Genomic DNA, 18,120 nt, shown 5'->3' with positions numbered 1-18,120 from the left:
GCAACCATATCTTTAATGGCTGTGCGCGCGGGGGCGAGATACTGCCTTGGGTCAAAATGGCTCGGATTTTCCGCCATATACTTGCGGATGCTGGCCGTCATGGCGAGACGTAGATCGGAGTCCACATTGATTTTGCAGACCGCCATCTTTGCGGCTTCGCGGAGCATTTCCTCCGGAATTCCGATTGCGTCCGGCATCTGGCCGCCGTATTTGTTGATTTCCTCAACAAACTGCGGAATGACGGAAGAAGCGCCGTGCAGAACGATCGGAAAACCGGGCAGACGGTCGGAAACTTCCTTCAAAATATCAAAACGAAGCTGCGGCTTCTGGCCTGGTTTGAATTTGTAAGCGCCGTGGCTGGTACCGATGGCAATCGCAAGGGAATCCACGCCCGTACGGGTGACAAAATCCTTCACTTCGTCCGGATCGGTAAACTGCGCCTTGTCGTCCGCAACGTTTACGTCGTCCTCCACACCGGCGAGCTTGCCCAGTTCGGCTTCAACGGTAACATTGTATTTATGCGCGTATTCCACAACGCGGCGGGCTTCCTCCACATTTTCCTCGTAGGGCTTGGAGGAACCGTCATACATAACGGAAGTAAAACCGCCGTCGACACAATCCTTGCAGATTTCAAATGATGAGCCATGGTCAAGATGAAGCGCAATCGGAATATCCGGGTTTTCAATTACCGCCGCTTCGACCAGCTTTGTAAGATAAGTATGATTTGCGTATTTGCGCGCACCGGCGGAAACCTGAAGAATGAGCGGAGCCTTCAGTTCCTGGCAGGCTTCGGTAATTCCCTGCACAATCTCCATGTTGTTGACGTTGAACGCGCCGATCGCGTATCCGCCTTCATATGCCTTTTTGAACATCTCCCTAGTATTGACCAGTGGCATTTTTTAACCCCCAATTATAATTTTCTGCGTATATTATATCGCAATTATTTGAAAAGATAAAGATAAATAGTTAAATATATATTTCCCACGGTTGCACCTTTTTTATGAATCCTGCATAATGTTTCCTTTTTTGAAAATGTTCCCCTTCTCCACACTACTGAAAAAAGAATCTGCGATTGCCGCACTCAAAACGAAAATAGGCGCGCGGCTTAAAAGCCGGCGCTCTCTCCGAACCGGGAATCCGAACCGGATGGCATCCTGCGGAAGCGGTCGCAAAATACAACAGATTTTTACGAAAATTGCAGAAAACTCCATAATCGTATTTCTTCCTCAAGCCATCAAGCGGGTAGCCCGTCATCCTGCGTGCTGCCTTTCCTGCGCAAACAGCTCCGGGTTGCAGCGGCTGTAGTGGAAAATATACTGCTGTGCGATCCCAGCGTAGCAGCCGAACGCTTCGGGGCTTCTTCCGGGGAAAAGGGTCTGCATCGCGCGTTTCATCCACACATCCATCGGAAACGCTTCCAACCGGTGCAGGCCGTAAAGCAGGGTACAGTCCGCCACCTTCGGACCAACGCCGTGAATTTGCATGAGCTGTTCGCGTGCGTCGGAAAGCTCCGCGGTTTTCAGCCTTTCCAAATCAATCACCCCGGAGGCAACCTTCCGCGCCGCGTCCACGACATATTTGGCCCGGAAGCCACAGCGGATCTCGCAAAGGGCCTCCGGTTCCAGCGCGGCAATCCGCTCGGGAGTGGGAAACGCGAAAAAGCCGTCCCCGATCGGTTCACCGAACTGTTCGCAAAGCCGTTTCACAATTCCCCGGATGCGCGGGATATTGTTGTTCTGAGACAGGATGAAAGAGCAAAGCGCCTCCCACGGCTCCTGGTTCAGGATGCGCATTCCAGGCGCAAACTGCGCCGCCCGCGCGAGCGTCCTATCCGCGGCCGACAAATCCGCGCGGATTTTTGCGTAATCCCGCTTCAGGTCAAAATAATTCCCCCAGAATTCATCCTGAGCGATCTGTGGTATATTTTCTTCCGAAATGTTTAAAATATGTCCGGAAGCCACGCCCGTATACGAACCGTCGGGCTGTCTTTCCCAACGGAAGCACTGCCCGCATTCCAGCGTCTGTTCCAAATCAAAATCTAAAATTTTCTGCATCCTTTGCCCTCTGCTTTCCGCACATTCGCCCGCTTTTCATTATCATTATTATAACATGAATCGTAAAGGTTGGAATACTGAGTGTTTTAAAAAGTTTTTACCTTCGGTTTACATAAACAAAAATATACATTTCACATGCAAAAGTGGAAAAGCCCGGTAGTTTTGCACACTTATTAACATTTTCCACAGAGTTTTCAACAGTTAAAACAGAGTATTCCACGGTGTTATGTAAACTTTTGCAAATACTAACCGTATAAATCGCTCTAAGAAAAGCGTTTTTTGGCTGTATAATTCTATAATTTCAAAAAGTTTTCCACAATCTGTATAAAATACCTTTCCACAAGATTCAACCGGCAATCTTTCCATCGTACAGCGTAATCTTACGGTTGTGGATTAAGTACGTCCCGTTTTGGACATAGGTAATTTTCGGAACACGGAAATAATGCTCCCATCCGCGCCCCCAAAGCCGGGTTTTCACCACGCCGTACGCGCTTCCTTCCGCCTCAATTACCTCATCCCCGCCAATGTATATGCCCACATGCCCGTCCTTGTGAACCCCCAGCCCTGGCGTTTCGGGCATTTCCGAAATATTCCCCTTTACCTGGGCAAGGGCGTACAGGTCGTTTGCGGTACAGTCCGGGGTGGCATCCGGGCGGCCCCGGACAATCTCCCCCGTGGATTCATCCAGCCAGGAATACGCCTTGATCAGCCCGCCGCAGTCGAACGAGGGGCGCCCGCCGAAGCGAAGCAGGATGGAATCGCACTGCTCTTTTGAAAGCCCCGCCCGTTCCACCCCCGCAAAGCGGGCCTTCTGCTGCTCAAGGAAGCTCCCGTCAACGGTCTGGCCCGCCGCGCCGAAAATATATCCGCTTTTGCAGGAAAGCGCGTTCCACGCGAAGTTCACAAGGCCGATATTGTTTTTCGCCCCGTCCCCGCTTTTCAGGTTTTTCCGCAGTAGATCGGCAGCGTTTAAATACCCCGGCGCAATTTCTTTGGAAAGATTCACAATTTCCCGCCTCAGCCCGCTGTCAACGGTAACCGAAAACTCCGCCTGTATGTTGTTGAAAATTTGGTCGGTGTCGGAAACCGGAACGGGTCCGTCCTTGCCCTCCGTATAAAAGCTGCGGAGCAACCGCCGGCGCACCTCCGCCTTATCGTCGTAAGCACGGTTGTCAAATAAGGTCATGTACGCGGCATAGAGGAGCTGCGTGTTGATGGAATTCTCGGTTTTCTGCCTTTGGAGCACCGAGGTTACCAGCGGCGAAAAATCGCGCGAAACCGTATTCAGCGCGTAATCAAATCGGTTTTCGCGCCGGGCGTTGCAATTTTTTAACAATAGAAAAAGCAGAACCATGCTAAAAAATATCAGAAGAATTCTGCCATCGAAACCTCTTTTCCACCGCCTATACCCAAGCCGGGAACGAATTCGAAGCATTCGGCACACCCCCCGTTCTTACCTATTCGCCCGCGCGGCAAAATATGAACGGACCATGCAATTTTAAACCGTAGCGGTGTATTGACGGACATTCCCATATCTGCTAAAATGAAAAATGAATACATAATTTGAAATTCAAAGTGTTAAAGCCGTCCGTAAAGCCTTTGGACGGTTTCAAAATTTATATAGAGAAAAATAAGGAGACGGAAAATTGATGAACGGGGAAAAAAAACAGCGCGGAGAAGGCGTTATTGCCGGAAGAAATGCGGTAAACGAGGCTTTGCGCAGCGGCCGCGCAATCGACAGCCTTTATGTGGCGCGCGGCGAGCATACGGGAAGCCTGAGCGCGCTGATTGCCAAGGCGAAAAAGATGGGAATTTCCATCAAGGAGGCCGATGGCAGGAAGCTGGATTTCCTCTGCGGCAACGCGAATCACCAAGGCGTTGTCGCGGTCGCAGCAGTAAAGGAATACGCTGCCGTAGACGATATTTTCCGCCTTGCAGAAGAGCGCAGCGAGCCGCCGTTCATTATCATTGCAGACGGGCTGGAGGATCCCCACAACCTCGGCGCCATCCTGCGTGTGGCCGAATGTGCGGGCGCGCACGGGGTCATCATCCCCAAACGGCGCGCCGCGGGGCTTACCTACGCGGTCGGTAAGGCGAGCGCCGGCGCAGTAGAATATGTTCCCGTCGCGCGGGTGACGAACATCGCCGCCACGGTGGACGAGCTGAAAAAACGCGGCGTATGGGTTTACGCGGCCGATATGGACGGAGAAAATTGGTGCAACGTGGATTATTCCGGCCCTGCGGCTGTTGTCATCGGTTCCGAAGGCTTCGGCGTAAGCCGCCTGATAAAAGAAAAATGCGACTTTGTTATATCCCTGCCGATGAAGGGTAAAATAAATTCGCTTAATGCTTCGGTTGCCTGCGGTATCATCTGCTATGAAATCGCACGGCAACGCAGCGGTATTAAGACAAAATAATACAGGAGCGGATAGATATGGGCGACAAACAAAAAGCTCCGCGTGACCGCTTTTCCTTAGATGAAATTCTGGCGGAAGCACGCACCTTGGATCAAGTGGAAAAGGAGCCGGCGCCCGCAAAGGCAAAAGAGAAAACGGTTCAGCAAAAAGTTCCCGTTACCCCGGAGGAAATTGCAGCTAAGGCAAAAAGCGCCCTTGACGCGCAGCTCGAATCGCAGCCGTCCCCGCCTTCCCAGGCAGAGGATCCCCCCGGGCCGTCCGAAAAGAAAAAGGGGCTCCGGGGGCTTTTCGGCCGCCGAAAAAGGGAAATCCCCGACCTTGACAATGAAAACGACATTTATTATGGGCTTCAGTTGAAATCCATTGAGGAATACCGTGAAGATTATGAAAAAGCAATGCAGGTAACGGCCGCCCGGCCGAAAAGCGGGCCGGGAAGTTCGGTTTTTTCCTACCTGTTTGAGGAAACCCCGGACAATGTGGTCGACGATGAGATTGCCGAGCATTTTGAAAAGCTGCATGACGATCGGAAAAAGCGTGTGCAGGGTATCATGAAAAAAGCCGGCCTGGAACAGGAGGAGCTGTATTCTTCGTCTGATTTTGCCGTACCGGAAGCAAAAGAGCCGGAGAAAGTGGAAGCTTCCGCTGCAACCCCCCCGGCCCCGCAGCAGGTTCCGCCCGAACCCATCCCCGAACCGAAACAGGATCCGATCCGCACACCGGAACCCGGCCCTGAAATCAATCCGGTCCCGACGGTCATACCGGAAATAACGGAACCGTATCCGGCGCCGATGACGCCGTCCACACCGCTTCAGCCGGAAATTGTCCCTCCCATCCGGGGAAGGATGTCCGAGGATCCAGTAAAGGAACCCGTTCATGAACCGAAGGTAAAAGAGGAGCTTCCGAACGCACCCGCTGTGGAGGAGCCCGTGCGTCCGGTGCCGCAGTCGGTAAAACGCCCGACTTATCGGGCGTTTGGGCCTCCTGTCCATATTCTTGCCCTCGACAACATGGAGGAAATCCTGTCCCATGCGGCAAAAAGGCTGCCGCCTGTGAATCCGAAGCCCGCTCCCCCGCCGATTCCTCTTCCGGTTGTGGATACCGGGGAACCGGCAGCAGATACAGCCGGACCGGAGGGCAGCCCCAAATCCGAACCGAACGGCATCACTTTGGCACCGGAAGAACGGAACGAAGAACAGAGCCCGGAACCGCCAATCCCCTTCCCGGAACCCGCCGCCATGGAACCGGAGCCGGAGGAAGAAGAAACGCAGAAACCGGTTAAGAAAAGGCGGTTTCATCTTTTCGGAAACGAAGAAGAAGACAATGATTCCAGCGATGACCTGCCCGAAGAGCAGGAAGAACTGGACGATTACATAAGTCCGGACGACGCAGCCTCCGTTCTGAACGAACTCAAGGGCACCATGCACCGCCTGCTCCTTCGGTTCGCCGTTACGGGAATCAGCCTCCTTCTGCTTCTGGGCTTCGGCCTGCTGCGGGAGATGTCCGGTTTCCTGCCGCCGGAGTTGTTGCTCTGGCTCACCCCGCAGGCGTATCTGATCGTGAATCTGGTATTCCTTCTGATCGCCGGGGCATTCTGTGCCGTTCCCATATCGAACGGCCTGAAAGCGCTCTTAACGTTTCAGGCAAATGCCGACAGCGCCGTAGCTGTTGCCACGGTTGCAGCCGCCGCGCAGAATATTGCGCTGCTGTTTTCCGCGCACGACGTACAGGCGGGGAATTATCATGTGTACTCCGTCCTTGTCGTGCTGGCGCTGTTTTTTAACACCTTCGGCAAAACGGTTATGACACAACGGATTCTCCGGAATTTTCGTTTCGTTTCCGCGCCGGACCAAAAGCAGGCCGTCCTGCTTTTCGACGACTACAATACCGCCCTGCAAATGGCAGACGGCTGCGTCATCGACGCGCCCGTAATTGCCTATCAGACAAAGACAAAATTCTTGAAAAATTTCCTTCGTCTATCCTACGAACCGGATCCGAGCGAGCAGGCTTCGCAGACAATGGCGCCGATCGGCTTTGTTTTGTCGCTCATTCTGTGTATCGCGTCCGTGATCCTTTATAAGGATGTCTTCAGCGCCCTGACCGCTTTTGCGGCGGCGGCCTGCATCTGTGTCCCGTTCGTCAATATGCTTAGTGTGAACCTGCCGGTCAACCGGGTGTGCCGCGTGGCCTCGCGTTGCGGCGCTATGTTGGTCGGCTATTCCGCAATCGATTATTTCAACAATGTCAACGCCGTTATGGTGGACGCAAAAGACCTTTTCCCGAAGGGTACGGTCGTTCTGAACGCGATTAAAACCTTCGGCGGGCAGCGCATCGACGACGCCATTGTGGACGCGACGGCGCTAATGTGCTGCGTAGGAGGTCCCCTGAGCGACGTTTTTGAGCAAATCATCAAGAGCAGCGGCCTGCTTCCCAAGATTGACAATCCGGTTTTCGAGGACGACAGGGGCGTTACCGGCTGGGTATCCGGCCGCCGGATTCTGGTCGGAAGCCGCAAGCTTATGGAAGCACACAGTATTCAGCCACCCTCGCGCGATTACGAGGAAAAATATATCCACACAGGAAGAAAAATCATTTATCTCGCTTCCGGCGGGGAACTCGTCGCCATGTTCGTCGTATCCTATATTTCCGACCGGCGGCGCGCCATGGAGCTTCGCCGACTGGAGGACAACGGCATCAGCCTGATCGTGCGCACCTGCGACCCGAATATCACGCCGCGCATGCTGGCCGAATGCTTCGGGCTAGACGAGCACTCTATCCGCGTCCTTCCGGAACGGCTCGGAAGCGTATATACCGATCTGACGGCCGAACCGCAGGACCGTTCGCCCGCCATGCTGGCAACAAAGGGTCGTCCGGCGGCCATGATGCGGATGCTGAGCGCGTGTGTGCGCCAGCGCAGCAATATTTCCATGGCCGTCGCCATGCAGACCGTTGCGGTCATCCTTGGGTTCCTGCTCGTTTCCTTCTTAACCTGTTATTCCGGCCTAGGGCAGCTTTCCGTTGCAGCGCTTCTCATCTATGAGCTGTTCTGGGCTGCGGCAATCTTGTTTGTTCCTAAGCTTCGCAAGCCCTGACTACATAATAGAAAGAGAAATTCGAATGGATAAAACCTTAATCAAACGGATGGCGATGGTTCTGATTGGCACGGTTATCATGACCATTTCCATCTCGCTCTCCATCTACGCCGGCTTAGGCACCGACCCGTGCACCTGCCTGGTCTTGGGCATATCCCGAAAGCTTTGCCGGGACTTCGGTTTCATGCTGCTTATTGTTAACGGAATTTTCCTTGTTCTCACGTTTTTTTTTGCAAGGAACCTCATCGGCTTCGGTACTGTCATCAATATGAGCGTCATCGGATTGCTGGTTGACCACTTCAATAGAATTCTGTCTTCCTTTCTTCCGCAGGAGCCGGAGCTTTGGCTTCGGCTCCTATGCATGGCATTGGGGGTTCTGATCCTCTCCTTTACGGCCGCCCTGTATATGTATCCACAGCTTGGCGCGTCGCCCTATGACAGCGTTACCCTGATGGTTACAAAGTATTCGAAAAAGGAATTCCGCTGGTGCCGCATTGCCTGCGATACCCTTTCCGTGCTGATCGGATGGCTCTGCGGCAGCACAGTCGGCTTGGGTACGGTTATTACCGCATTCTGCCTCGGGCCTTTTATTAAATATTTTAGCGAAAAACTGAAAAAACACTTCCCCCTATCGAATATTTCCTGACGGCGATTAACAACATTTTGCGAGACGGATTCGGTAAGAGTCTATGGAACCTGTTACCGTTGATATGAATAATATAAACCAGGTAAAAGCTCTATAATTTTATAAATAGGAGTGTATTACGTGGGTTATACAAATAACGGCATTTATTACTGCGACGAAAGTAAAGACAGGGAAAAGGAGCGGGTGAAATACAAAGAGAAGGGAGAAAACTTCTGTTCTGCCCCAAAACACCCTGCGCCTAAAAAAATATTACTTGAATGCGGAAACCACCCGGAAGACGCGATATTTGAAATTGACGGCGGGCGCGTAGAAGAACATCAGTTTTTTGTTTTGGATTCCGTTCTGGTGGATACCACCTGCTTATTCCGACCCATTGTGAAAATTGAATTTTCCAGCATTATCTATCTGGATGCGGAAACGGAAAAACATTGTGGGGACAATATTGATGCAAGACCATTCGGCCAAAAAGAGCTTGAAGCCGACTTATTGTTTGAGTTGATAAGGATTTGCGACGGCCAGAAGGAATGTGTCCAGAGCTGGAGATATTTAAAGAGATTTGAAATTGAAGGGGACGACCGGCTGGAAGTGGAATTCAGCGAACCCTTTACGGTAACATTCTGTGACAAGGTTTGTCCGGGTTGCTGTGAATATAAAATGGTCGTAAGCGGCAGAGAATTTGAAGGCGATTTTGATTCATTAAGAGTCGTTAAGCCCGATTTAAGCGCCCTTGCGCAAGGGCTGTGCGACGACTGATCCTTCCGATTCTGGCATAAACCCTATATGGAAAGCAAGCCCCTTCGTTAACTGCACCCTTTTCGTTATTTCGGTTCGGTTACTGTCTAACGAAAAGGGTGTTTTGCAGCCCGCAAACAGCCCTGTATCCGCTTTAACCCATCAAAACAAAAGGAAGAGTTCATTCCCGTGCAATATGGGATTTAAACTCTTCCGTTTTTTTATTTTATATAGCTGTCAATGATTTTCTGTGCGGTGCTGTTTTGATCAGATACGCAGAGAATCACATATTTCCCGCTGGTTACCAGAACAGGGGATTTCAACTTCTCCATTTCCTTCGGCTGATAGTCCTTAAACCCTTCCCGCTGGTTCTCAATCCGCTTTTGGGCGGCTTCCTTTACCTTTTTCGCGGTTTTTTCGTCTTTTGCTTCAAACACCGCAACCTCCTCGGCGGTTGCCCCTGTGCTTTCATATACGGCTGATTTCGCCACCGTGCTTTCGTCCAGCCCGTAAAGCTGAAGCGCGGTTTCCGATTCGATCTGCGACATCTGGTCGGCAAATGGAACGGCCGAAAGCAGCTTGTTGGCTACCTCCTGGGTATCCAGTGTTTTCACCGCTTTGGAAGCGCAGCCCGCGCACAGTAAAATCGCCGCCGACAATGCAAACAGTAAAATTCTTTTCATGTTGTTTTCCAATTCCTTTCCCCGGCGCTGGCGATTAAATACCCGCACCACTTCTTGCAATATTCCTTGTTTAGGTGTACCCCGTCGGTGGAAGCGTCCGCAGGCAGATTTCCGTTTGGGTCGCTGACCGCCGTATCCACCGCAAGATACTGTACACCCTTTTTCTTTGCCATTTCTTGAATCTGTTTATTAAAGGAAGCAATTTTCTGGTTATTATAGACCTTGTCCGAACTGGATTTTTTCTCGGAAACCGGCAGGATGGACTGAACGAATATCTCCGCCTTTGGCTGGGATTTTTTTATGGCGTCGATCAGTTTGCCATAATCGCTGATAAAGGCTGCCGAACTGCTCCAGCCAAGCTCGTTTATGCCAAACATGATGTACACTTTCCCGAACTTCTTTTTCTGGAGCGCCTGCACAACCGTCAGCTTCTTTCCGCCCACATCAATTGCCGGTTTTGTAAACGCTGTATTTACCATCAGCCCTTTTGCCGCATAATAGGTCGCGCCGTCAAGCACGTCATAGTTGCGCAGGCCTTCCGTGCGGCTGTCGCCGATCAGCACGGCGTCACGGAAATACCCGGTCGGTGCGCCGGGCGCGCTTTCGCCGGCAGCGAACGATTGCTGCCTGGAATCCGCCGCCCTACTGCTTTCGGCGGATTCCGCCCCAGAGCTTGCCTTCCCGCCGCTTTCCGGCTTTTTGCTGGAAACCGGTCTGGAAACGCCTTCCGTTTCGGAAGAACCGGTTTGTCCGCTTTGCTGAAGCAAACTGTTGATTTTTCTAATGGAAGCTGCCGCTCCCAGCCCCACGATATAAAGAATACCCGCTAGAACGACGCAGACAATCGTCCTGCGGATAAACAGTCTTACCCGCCTTTTCCTCCTGTATACCTGCATCAAAAGAGCACCCCGTGTTATGTCCCCATTTATGTAAATACAACAAGCCGTTTATAAAATTGCTTTCTATAATAAATATATTACAGATACCTGTCTATTATAACCCCAATTGCACTCGTTTAAAAGACAAAAATAAGGGTATGACAAAACTGTCATACCCTTTTCAGACTAATTACAAATTTGTTTCATCCGGCACCGCCGGATAAATAAAATTTCACAGTCTTTTTTTGCTTATAAGAATTATTTTGATGCTTCGTAAACCGCAACCGCACAGGCAACCGTAGCGCCAACCATCGGGTTGTTGCCCATGCCAATCAGGCCCATCATTTCAACATGCGCAGGAACGGAAGAGGAACCCGCGAACTGCGCGTCGCCGTGTACGCGGCCCAGAGAGTCGGTCAAGCCATAGGAAGCAGGACCGGCGCCCATGTTGTCCGGATGCAGGGTACGGCCTGTTCCGCCGCCACTTGCAACGGAGAAATACTTCTTGCCGTTTTCCTGCGCCCACTTCTTGTAGGTGCCTGCAACAAGGTGCTGGAAACGGACCGGGTTGGTGGAGTTACCGGTAATGGAAACGTCAACCCCCTCGTGCTGCATGATGGCCACGCCCTCGCGGACGTCGTTTGCGCCATAGCATTTTACAGCCGCGCGCTCGCCATCGGAGAAGGCTTTCTCCTCAAGGATATTCAGCTTGTCGTTGAAGAAATCAAAATCCGTTTTAACATAAGTAAAGCCGTTAATTCTGGAAATGATATACGCCGCATCCTTGCCAAGGCCGTTCAGGATAATGCGGAGCGGCTCTTTGCGGGCACGGTTCGCGGTACGGGCAATGCCGATTGCGCCTTCCGCAGCCGCGAAAGATTCGTGGCCCGCGAGGAAAGCAAAGCACCTTGTTTCATCGCGAAGAAGCATTGCGCCAAGATTGCCGTGGCCAAGGCCGACCTTTCTCTGTTCGGCAACGGAGCCGGGAACACAGAAAGCCTCCAGGCCGATTCCGATTTTCTCGGAAGCCTCTGCGGCGGACTTCACATCCGATTTTAGTGCGACGGCACAGCCAAGGGTATAAGCCCATGTCGCGTTCTCAAACGCGATCGGCTGAACGCCCTTTACGATTTTCTCTACATCTATATTTTTCGAAAGGCAAAGATCGCGTGCTTCTTCGAGGCTGGCAAGGCCATACTCGGCAAGGCACTTTTCTATTTTGGCCATTCTTCTTTCTTTACCTTCAAACTTGACATCGTTCGCCATCTAGTTTCGTCCTCCTTTATGGTCTTTTTATTCTTCACGCGGATCAATGTACTTTGCCGCGTTGTCGAAGCGGCCGTACTGACCGATGTTTTTCTTGTATGCCTCGTCGGGGCTCATGCCGTGACGAATATCTTCCATCATCTTACCAAGTTTGACAAACTGATAGCCGATAACTTCGTTATTTTCATCCAGAGCGATTTTTAAAACGTAGCCCTCCGCCATTTCCATATAGCGGACGCCCTTCTTGCCGGTGCTGTACATGGTGCCGACCTGGGAACGAAGGCCCTTGCCCAGATCTTCAAGACCTGCACCGATCGGAAGCCCGTCCTCAGAGAAAGCAGTCTGGCTGCGTCCGTAAACGATCTGCTTGAAAACTTCACGCATGGCAACGTTGATCGCGTCGCAGACAAGGTCGGTATTCAGGCACTCAAGTAGTGTTTTGCCCGGCAGGATTTCGGCGGCCATAGCGGCGGAGTGGGTCATGCCGGAGCAGCCGATCGTCTCAACCAGAGCCTCCTGTACAATACCTTCTTTTACATTTAATGTAAGCTTGCAGGCGCCCTGCTGCGGAGCGCACCAGCCAACGCCGTGGCTCAGACCGGATATGTCTTTAATTTCATAGGCTTTTACCCATTTCCCTTCTTCCGGGATCGGTGCCGGGCCGTGTTTCGGGCCTTTAGTAACAGTACACATTCTTTCCACTTCTGGGGAATAATTCATATCGGTACTCCTTTCGGTTTCAGTATCCTTTGGTTAAACCAACGTATCAAGGTTTATTATAGAATATTTTCCCGCTATTAGCAATAGGAAACCCTTTAATAATTAAAAATTTAACATGCACCAAAATGTCCCGCCGGATTTAACCGGAACGCGTTCTGCGGCGTTCATTGTTCACGAAATATTCTTTCTTTTTATACTTCTCTATGCTATAATGCTTTTGTCTATGGTTTTAAATCAGAAACATTATTCTTATAAATATTGAGGTGGATTCCATGAATAATATTCTCACCGCGTTCTTTGGCAATTACAGCAAGCGCGAGATCAAGCGCATTCAACCTCTGTGCGACGCTGTACTCAAGCTGGAGGATAAGTATAAAGCAATGTCCAATGAAGAACTGAAGGCGCAGACGCCCGCCCTAAAGGAGCGGCTTGCCAACGGCGAAACCCTCGACGACATCCTGCCCGACGCGTTCGCGGTTTGCCGCGAGGCTTCCGACCGCGTCCTTGGCATGCGCCATTTCCCAGTACAGATCATCGGCGGCATCGTGCTTCATCAGGGCCGCATCAGCGAAATGAAAACCGGTGAAGGCAAAACGCTGGTCGCGACTTTGCCCGCGTACCTGAACGCGCTTTCCGGAAAGGGCGTCCACATTGTAACCGTCAACGATTACCTTGCCCGCCGCGACTCCGAATGGATGGGCAAGATTTACCGCTTCCTTGGGCTGACCGTCGGCCTGATCGTCCACGATCTAGACAACGAGGAGCGCAAGATCGCATACAACGCCGATATTACGTACGGCACGAACAATGAATTCGGATTTGACTATCTGCGCGATAACATGGTCATTTATAAGGAAAACAAGGTACAGCGCGGCCACAACTACGCCATCGTCGACGAAGTGGACTCCATCCTCATTGACGAAGCCCGTACCCCGCTGATCATTTCTGGACAGGGCGATAAGTCCACGGAACTGTACAATGTCGCCGACCGCTTCGCCCAGACCCTGCGCATGGTCAAGGTTGCGGAGCTGAACGACAAGGAGGACAATGACGAGCTCTATAAAGACGCGGATTACATCGTCGATGAAAAGGCGAAGACCGCTACCCTCACCCAATCCGGCGTAAAGAAAGCCGAAGCGTATTTCAAGATTGCAAACCTGACCGACGCCGAAAACATCACCCTCCAGCATCACATCAACCAAGCCATCAAGGCGCGCGGCGTGATGCGGAAGGATATTGACTACGTGGTCAAGGACGGCGAAGTCATTATCGTTGACGAATTCACCGGTCGCCTTATGTACGGCCGCCGCTATAACGAGGGCCTGCATCAGGCAATTGAGGCAAAGGAAGGCGTTAAGGTCGCGCACGAAAGCAAAACCCTCGCCACCATTACTTTCCAGAACTTCTTCCGCCTTTACAACAAGCTTTCCGGTATGACCGGTACCGCGATGACGGAAGAGGACGAATTCCGTGAAATCTACAAGCTCGACGTTATTGAAATTCCAACCAATAAGCCGATGATCCGGAAGGATCTCCCCGACGTGGTTTATAAAACGGAAAAGGCAAAGTTCAACGCCGTAATTGAAGATATTATCGAGCACAATAAAAAGGGACAGCCTGTTCTGGTCGGCACTATCTCCATTGAAAAATCTGAAGAGTTAAGCGCCCTTCTGCGCCGCCGCGGCATCAAGCACGAGGTGCTGAATGCGAAGTACCACGACAAGGAAGCGGAAATCGTCGCGCAGGCCGGCCGCAAAAACGCGGTAACCATCGCGACCAACATGGCCGGGCGTGGGACCGATATTGTGCTCGGCGGCAACAGCGAATATATGGCGAAAGCCGAAATGCGGCGGATGCAGTTCTCCGAAGATCTGATCAGCGAAGCCTCCGCATACTCGGAAACAAACGATGAAGAAATTCTGAACGCCCGCAAAATCTTTGCGGAACTTAATGAAAAATACAAGGAACAAACAAAGGCGGAAGCCGAAGAGGTCAAAGCCGCGGGCGGCCTTTACATTATCGGTACGGAGCGCCACGAATCCCGCCGTATCGACAATCAGCTGCGCGGCCGTTCCGGTCGTCAGGGCGACCCCGGTATGAGCCGCTTCTACATCTCACTTGAAGACGATTTAATGCGCCTGTTCGGCGGCGAACGCATCAATAACCTGATGGAACGCCTGAAAGTGGACGAGGACACGCCCATTGAAAACAAGATGCTCAGCAATACCATTGAAAGCGCACAGCGCAAGATTGAAGGGCGCAACTTTGCTATCCGCAAAAACGTTCTCCAGTTCGACGACGTTATGAACCGCCAGCGTGAAATCATTTACAGCCAGCGCGACCAGGTTCTGAACGGTGAGAATCTTAAGGATCAGATCATGAAGATGATCGAGCAGGCAATTGAGACACAGGTGCACCAGTACCTGCCGGAATCCGTACCCCGTGAGGAATGGAACCTGCAGGGACTGCGCGACCATTACATGGGCTGGTTGCTCACCCCGGAGGATCTGGCTTATACAAAAAGCGAAATTGAAGATCTGGAACCGGATTATGTAAAGGAACAAATCTTTAATAAGGCGAAAGAACTTTATGAAAAGCGGGAGGCCACGTTCGGCGAGGAAATCACCCGTGAGCTGGAGCGTGTTGTCCTTCTGAAAAACGTCGACTCCGAGTGGATGGACCACATCGACGCAATGGAAGAGCTGCAAAAGGGTATCCGCCTGCGCGCCTACGGCCAGCATGACCCGGTTGTCGAGTACCGTCTGGAAGGCTTCGATATGTTCGACCAGATGATCGCCACCATCCGCGAAAACACCGCACGCATGATGCTTACCGTACAGCTCCGTACGCAGGAAGAACCCAAGCGCGAACAGGTCGCCACGCCGACCTCCACCAGCGCTTCGGACGGCTCCGAAGTGAACCGCACCATCCGCAAGGGCAAAAAGCCCGGCCGCAACGACCCCTGCCCCTGCGGCAGCGGCAAGAAATACAAGAAATGCTGCGGCAAGGACGAATAAAGGGATAAAATAACAGCGGATCGCCCGTTTTGGGTGATCCGCTGTTTTGCTTATTTTCCCGTACTCCGCGCGGCGGTCAGGGTTTTCACCAGATCGCAGACATAGTTGCTTCCGCGGCTGATTAAAATTCCGGTCAGGATGCTGCCGATATACGGGATGCCTGTTTTCATACCCAGCATGGCCAGCATATCGACCCCATACGCCACAGCCACAAACACGCCGAGCAGAATCGAAATCAGCATTTCCCATTTGAAATTCCCATTTACAAAAAACTCCTTTACATAGGTAATAACACCTTCCACAACAACTGCCAATAAAAACAAACCGAAGTATTCCATTTTTCAGCCTCCTAAAAGCATGTGCATGGCGGCGGCCACCAGCGCCCCTACCACGCCCGCAAGCGTGAAATTCACCACGGAATTCCAGCGGTCCCCCGAAACGGTTTCCAGCTTCCCGATTCTTTTGTCATGATTTAAAATTTTTTCATCATGATTTTTCAGGATTTCCCCCATTTTAATATTGAGTTCCTCCAGCTTCTGGCTCCGTCTTTCACCTTCTTCCTGCTTTGTTTCCAGCTTTTCAATATCTTTTCGCCCGCGGCGGCAGCGCTCGTCAATCATTTTCTGCCGCTGTAAACAGATTTGTTCATTCAGCATTTCCATGGCCTACCCCTTTGAAAAGCCGTTCAACCCAACTTTTCGCATCAGCTGCGGGTAATTCCGGTAGGCGATATCCATGTCTACCCATGTTTTCACTCCGTCCACCTTTCCGGCGTTGGTGTACTGCCACATTCCCGCCGTACCGGCAGCCGGTTCCCTTCCGTAACGCGCAATCCACAGGTCATACCGTGAAAGGTACTTCATGTCAAGCCGGTTCTTCATCCAATCCGGATTGGTATAAAGGCATACATAATAGCCCGCCTGCTCCACTTTCCTGCAAAACGCGTCCGCAATACCGGTCAGCGCCGTACGCCCCAGCCCCGCTTGCGTCGGATCCTCCAAATCGAACGCAGCGGGGTATTCCAGCCGGCAGCCCTTGATGATATTCAGGAAAAAATCCGCCTCCTTCTGCGCGTCGCTGATGGTTTTTGCATAGCTGTAATGATACGCCCCACAGGGCAGCCCCGCCGCCACGGCATTTTTGTAATTCCTGTAAAACATCCTGTCGGTCTGCTTCGGCCACTTCTCCCAACCGTACCCAGCGCGCAGCATGACAAACCCGATTCCGGAAGCCTTTACTTTCCGAAAATCAATGACCCCCTGATGATGGGAAACGTCAATTCCTTTCGTCCTTTGCATTTTTCTCCCCCGATGTTAATTCATTTTATGCGAGGAAACTTCCTCTCAATACACCGGTGTTCCATCCCGTAAATTTCCCTCGAAAGAGAAAATAACAAAAAAGAAAGCCCGCAAATGCGGGCTTTCCCTTTTTCGGATTATTCTCCAAACATATCTTTAATCTTATCAAAAAAGCTCTTGCGCTTTTGGTAATTCTTATCCTCAGCCACATTGTCAAAATCCTGTAACAGGGATTTCTGCCTTGGAGAAAGGTTCTTTGGAACTTCAATCGTCATACGGACATACTGGTCGCCGCGCCCGTGGCCGCCGATGCGCGGGATTCCCTTGCCTTTCAGCTTAAATACATCGCCCGGCTGGGTTCCTTCCCGTACCTGATAACTAACGCGCCCGTCGATGGTTGGTACGACGACCTCCGCGCCGAGCGCGGCCTGTGTAAAGGTAATCGGAACCTCGCACCAAACGTCGTTGCCCCGACGCTCAAAAATCGGGTGGGGGCGGACATTCACATATACATGCAGGTCGCCGGCAGGGCCGCCGTTGCTTCCTGCGTTTCCCTGTCCGCCCACATTCAGAATCTGTTCGTTGTCAATTCCCGCCGGAATATTGATTTCAATGGTTTTGGATTTGCGCACTCTGCCTTTGCCGCCGCAGGCCGAGCAGGGGGTATCGATAACCCGGCCCGTACCACCGCACCGGTCGCAGCTCCGGCTGGTCTGCACCACACCGAACGGCGTGCGTTGGCTGATCCGCACCTGCCCGGTTCCGTTACAATTCGGGCAGGTTCTAGCGGAAGTACCCTTTTCCGCTCCGCTACCGCCGCAAATGTCGCAGGTGTCAATCTTCTGGAAAGTAATCGTTTTCTTACAGCCCTTCGCCGCTTCTTCAAAGCTTATGTTCACGGTGGTTTCGGTGTCGCTGCCGCGGCGCGGCGCGTTGGGGTTTACGGTACGCCTGCCGAATCCGCCGAATCCGCCGCCGAAAAAGCTGTCGAATATGTCGCCCAGGTCAATATCGCCGGTGAACGGGCTTCCTCCGCCCGTGCCGCCGCCAAAATTGGGGTCCACACCCGCGTGACCGAATTGGTCGTACCGGGCTCTTTTATCCTTATCGGAAAGCACTTCATATGCTTCATTTAATTCCTTAAATTTTGCTTCCGCCGCTTTATCCCCCGGGTTCAGGTCGGGGTGATATTTTTTCGCCAGTTTGCGGTACGCTTTCTTAATTTCCGCATCCGTGGCATTTTTGGGTACACCCATCACCTCATAATAATCCCTTTTATCAGCCAATCCTAATCACTCCTAAAAAAATGAAAAATGACAA

The 18,120-nt window shown here is 51.9% G+C and carries 16 protein-coding genes; 5 read left to right on the top strand and 11 right to left on the bottom strand.

Annotated elements, in window-relative coordinates; translation table 11 throughout:
- The 3 genes from fba to P9B68_RS06375 all read right to left on the bottom strand — a co-directional run.
- On the bottom strand, positions 1-896 hold an 896-nt coding region (fba, locus tag P9B68_RS06385), incomplete at its 3' end, for a class II fructose-1,6-bisphosphate aldolase (protein WP_277668691.1).
- 354 nt (positions 897-1,250) lie between these two features.
- The gene (locus tag P9B68_RS06380) at positions 1,251-2,054 is read right to left on the bottom strand and encodes a DNA-3-methyladenine glycosylase family protein (RefSeq protein WP_135658749.1); all 804 of its coding nucleotides are present in this window, start codon (positions 2,052-2,054) and stop codon (positions 1,251-1,253) included.
- 346 nt (positions 2,055-2,400) lie between these two features.
- Positions 2,401-3,489 (bottom strand): C40 family peptidase, encoded by a 1,089-nt coding sequence (locus P9B68_RS06375; RefSeq protein WP_277668690.1) that lies wholly within the window; start codon positions 3,487-3,489, stop codon positions 2,401-2,403.
- 214 nt (positions 3,490-3,703) lie between these two features.
- Here P9B68_RS06375 and rlmB point away from each other — a divergent pair, with 214 nt between their 5' ends.
- From rlmB to P9B68_RS06355, 4 genes are all read left to right on the top strand, one after another.
- Positions 3,704-4,471, top strand: a complete 768-nt coding sequence (rlmB, locus tag P9B68_RS06370) for a 23S rRNA (guanosine(2251)-2'-O)-methyltransferase RlmB (RefSeq protein ID WP_277668689.1) — start codon at positions 3,704-3,706, stop codon at positions 4,469-4,471.
- 17 nt (positions 4,472-4,488) lie between these two features.
- Positions 4,489-7,560: a hypothetical protein gene (locus P9B68_RS06365; RefSeq protein ID WP_277668688.1), complete on the top strand. Its 3,072-nt coding sequence runs from the start codon at positions 4,489-4,491 to the stop codon at positions 7,558-7,560.
- Positions 7,561-7,585: 25 nt separating this feature from the next.
- The gene (locus P9B68_RS06360; protein WP_135658741.1) at positions 7,586-8,206 is read left to right on the top strand and encodes a YczE/YyaS/YitT family protein; all 621 of its coding nucleotides are present in this window, start codon (positions 7,586-7,588) and stop codon (positions 8,204-8,206) included.
- A 120-nt stretch (positions 8,207-8,326) separates the two neighbouring features.
- Complete coding sequence (locus tag P9B68_RS06355) at positions 8,327-8,959, top strand: DUF4489 domain-containing protein (protein ID WP_167875168.1); 633 nt, start codon at positions 8,327-8,329, stop codon at positions 8,957-8,959.
- Between the two features lie 200 nt (positions 8,960-9,159).
- Here the strand turns inward: P9B68_RS06355 and P9B68_RS06350 are convergent, their stop codons facing one another.
- From P9B68_RS06350 to P9B68_RS06335, 4 genes are all read right to left on the bottom strand, one after another.
- A complete protein-coding gene (locus P9B68_RS06350) occupies positions 9,160-9,621 on the bottom strand; it encodes a DUF4358 domain-containing protein (RefSeq protein WP_135658735.1) in 462 nt (153 codons plus the stop codon).
- Positions 9,618-10,517: a GDSL-type esterase/lipase family protein gene (locus P9B68_RS06345; protein WP_135658732.1), complete on the bottom strand. Its 900-nt coding sequence runs from the start codon at positions 10,515-10,517 to the stop codon at positions 9,618-9,620. Before P9B68_RS06345 ends, P9B68_RS06350 begins: the two co-directional genes overlap by 4 nt.
- Positions 10,518-10,757: 240 nt before the next feature.
- Positions 10,758-11,765, bottom strand: coding sequence for a GGGtGRT protein (locus P9B68_RS06340; RefSeq protein ID WP_135658728.1), 1,008 nt, complete (start codon positions 11,763-11,765; stop codon positions 10,758-10,760).
- A 27-nt stretch (positions 11,766-11,792) separates the two neighbouring features.
- A complete protein-coding gene (locus P9B68_RS06335) occupies positions 11,793-12,485 on the bottom strand; it encodes an iron-sulfur cluster assembly scaffold protein (RefSeq protein WP_135658724.1) in 693 nt (230 codons plus the stop codon).
- A gap of 272 nt (positions 12,486-12,757) precedes the next feature.
- Here P9B68_RS06335 and secA point away from each other — a divergent pair, with 272 nt between their 5' ends.
- On the top strand, positions 12,758-15,502 hold the full coding sequence (gene secA, locus P9B68_RS06330) for a preprotein translocase subunit SecA (protein WP_135658721.1): 2,745 nt from the start codon (positions 12,758-12,760) through the stop codon (positions 15,500-15,502).
- A 50-nt stretch (positions 15,503-15,552) separates the two neighbouring features.
- Here the strand turns inward: secA and P9B68_RS06325 are convergent, their stop codons facing one another.
- From P9B68_RS06325 to dnaJ, 4 genes are all read right to left on the bottom strand, one after another.
- Positions 15,553-15,840: a hypothetical protein gene (locus tag P9B68_RS06325; protein WP_135658718.1), complete on the bottom strand. Its 288-nt coding sequence runs from the start codon at positions 15,838-15,840 to the stop codon at positions 15,553-15,555.
- Between the two features lie 3 nt (positions 15,841-15,843).
- Positions 15,844-16,164 (bottom strand): hypothetical protein, encoded by a 321-nt coding sequence (locus P9B68_RS06320; protein ID WP_135658717.1) that lies wholly within the window; start codon positions 16,162-16,164, stop codon positions 15,844-15,846.
- 3 nt (positions 16,165-16,167) lie between these two features.
- Positions 16,168-16,800, bottom strand: coding sequence for a glycoside hydrolase family 25 protein (locus P9B68_RS06315; RefSeq protein WP_277668687.1), 633 nt, complete (start codon positions 16,798-16,800; stop codon positions 16,168-16,170).
- Between the two features lie 137 nt (positions 16,801-16,937).
- A complete protein-coding gene (gene dnaJ / locus P9B68_RS06310; RefSeq protein ID WP_135658711.1) occupies positions 16,938-18,086 on the bottom strand; it encodes a molecular chaperone DnaJ in 1,149 nt (382 codons plus the stop codon).
- Positions 18,087-18,120: the final 34 nt, after the last annotated feature.

Source organism: Caproiciproducens galactitolivorans (assembly GCF_029266045.1).
GTDB classification, from domain to species: Bacteria; Bacillota; Clostridia; order Oscillospirales; family Acutalibacteraceae; genus Caproiciproducens; species Caproiciproducens galactitolivorans.
This window is presented reverse-complemented; position numbering and strand designations above follow the sequence as displayed.

What these genes read in the sequence shown, in the direction of transcription:
- secA (WP_135658721.1), top strand. Translation starts at nt 12,758, where the DNA reads ATGAATAATATTCTCACCGCGTTCTTTGGCAATTACAGCAAGCGCGAG.
- P9B68_RS06320 (WP_135658717.1), bottom strand. Translation starts at nt 16,164, where the DNA reads ATGGAAATGCTGAATGAACAAATCTGTTTACAGCGGCAGAAAATGATT.
- P9B68_RS06345 (WP_135658732.1), bottom strand. Translation starts at nt 10,517, where the DNA reads ATGCAGGTATACAGGAGGAAAAGGCGGGTAAGACTGTTTATCCGCAGG.
- P9B68_RS06335 (WP_135658724.1), bottom strand. Translation starts at nt 12,485, where the DNA reads ATGAATTATTCCCCAGAAGTGGAAAGAATGTGTACTGTTACTAAAGGC.
- P9B68_RS06315 (WP_277668687.1), bottom strand. Translation starts at nt 16,800, where the DNA reads ATGCAAAGGACGAAAGGAATTGACGTTTCCCATCATCAGGGGGTCATT.
- rlmB (WP_277668689.1), top strand. Translation starts at nt 3,704, where the DNA reads ATGAACGGGGAAAAAAAACAGCGCGGAGAAGGCGTTATTGCCGGAAGA.
- P9B68_RS06340 (WP_135658728.1), bottom strand. Translation starts at nt 11,765, where the DNA reads ATGGCGAACGATGTCAAGTTTGAAGGTAAAGAAAGAAGAATGGCCAAA.
- P9B68_RS06375 (WP_277668690.1), bottom strand. Translation starts at nt 3,489, where the DNA reads ATGCTTCGAATTCGTTCCCGGCTTGGGTATAGGCGGTGGAAAAGAGGT.
- P9B68_RS06380 (WP_135658749.1), bottom strand. Translation starts at nt 2,054, where the DNA reads ATGCAGAAAATTTTAGATTTTGATTTGGAACAGACGCTGGAATGCGGG.
- P9B68_RS06360 (WP_135658741.1), top strand. Translation starts at nt 7,586, where the DNA reads ATGGATAAAACCTTAATCAAACGGATGGCGATGGTTCTGATTGGCACG.
- P9B68_RS06350 (WP_135658735.1), bottom strand. Translation starts at nt 9,621, where the DNA reads ATGAAAAGAATTTTACTGTTTGCATTGTCGGCGGCGATTTTACTGTGC.
- P9B68_RS06325 (WP_135658718.1), bottom strand. Translation starts at nt 15,840, where the DNA reads ATGGAATACTTCGGTTTGTTTTTATTGGCAGTTGTTGTGGAAGGTGTT.
- P9B68_RS06365 (WP_277668688.1), top strand. Translation starts at nt 4,489, where the DNA reads ATGGGCGACAAACAAAAAGCTCCGCGTGACCGCTTTTCCTTAGATGAA.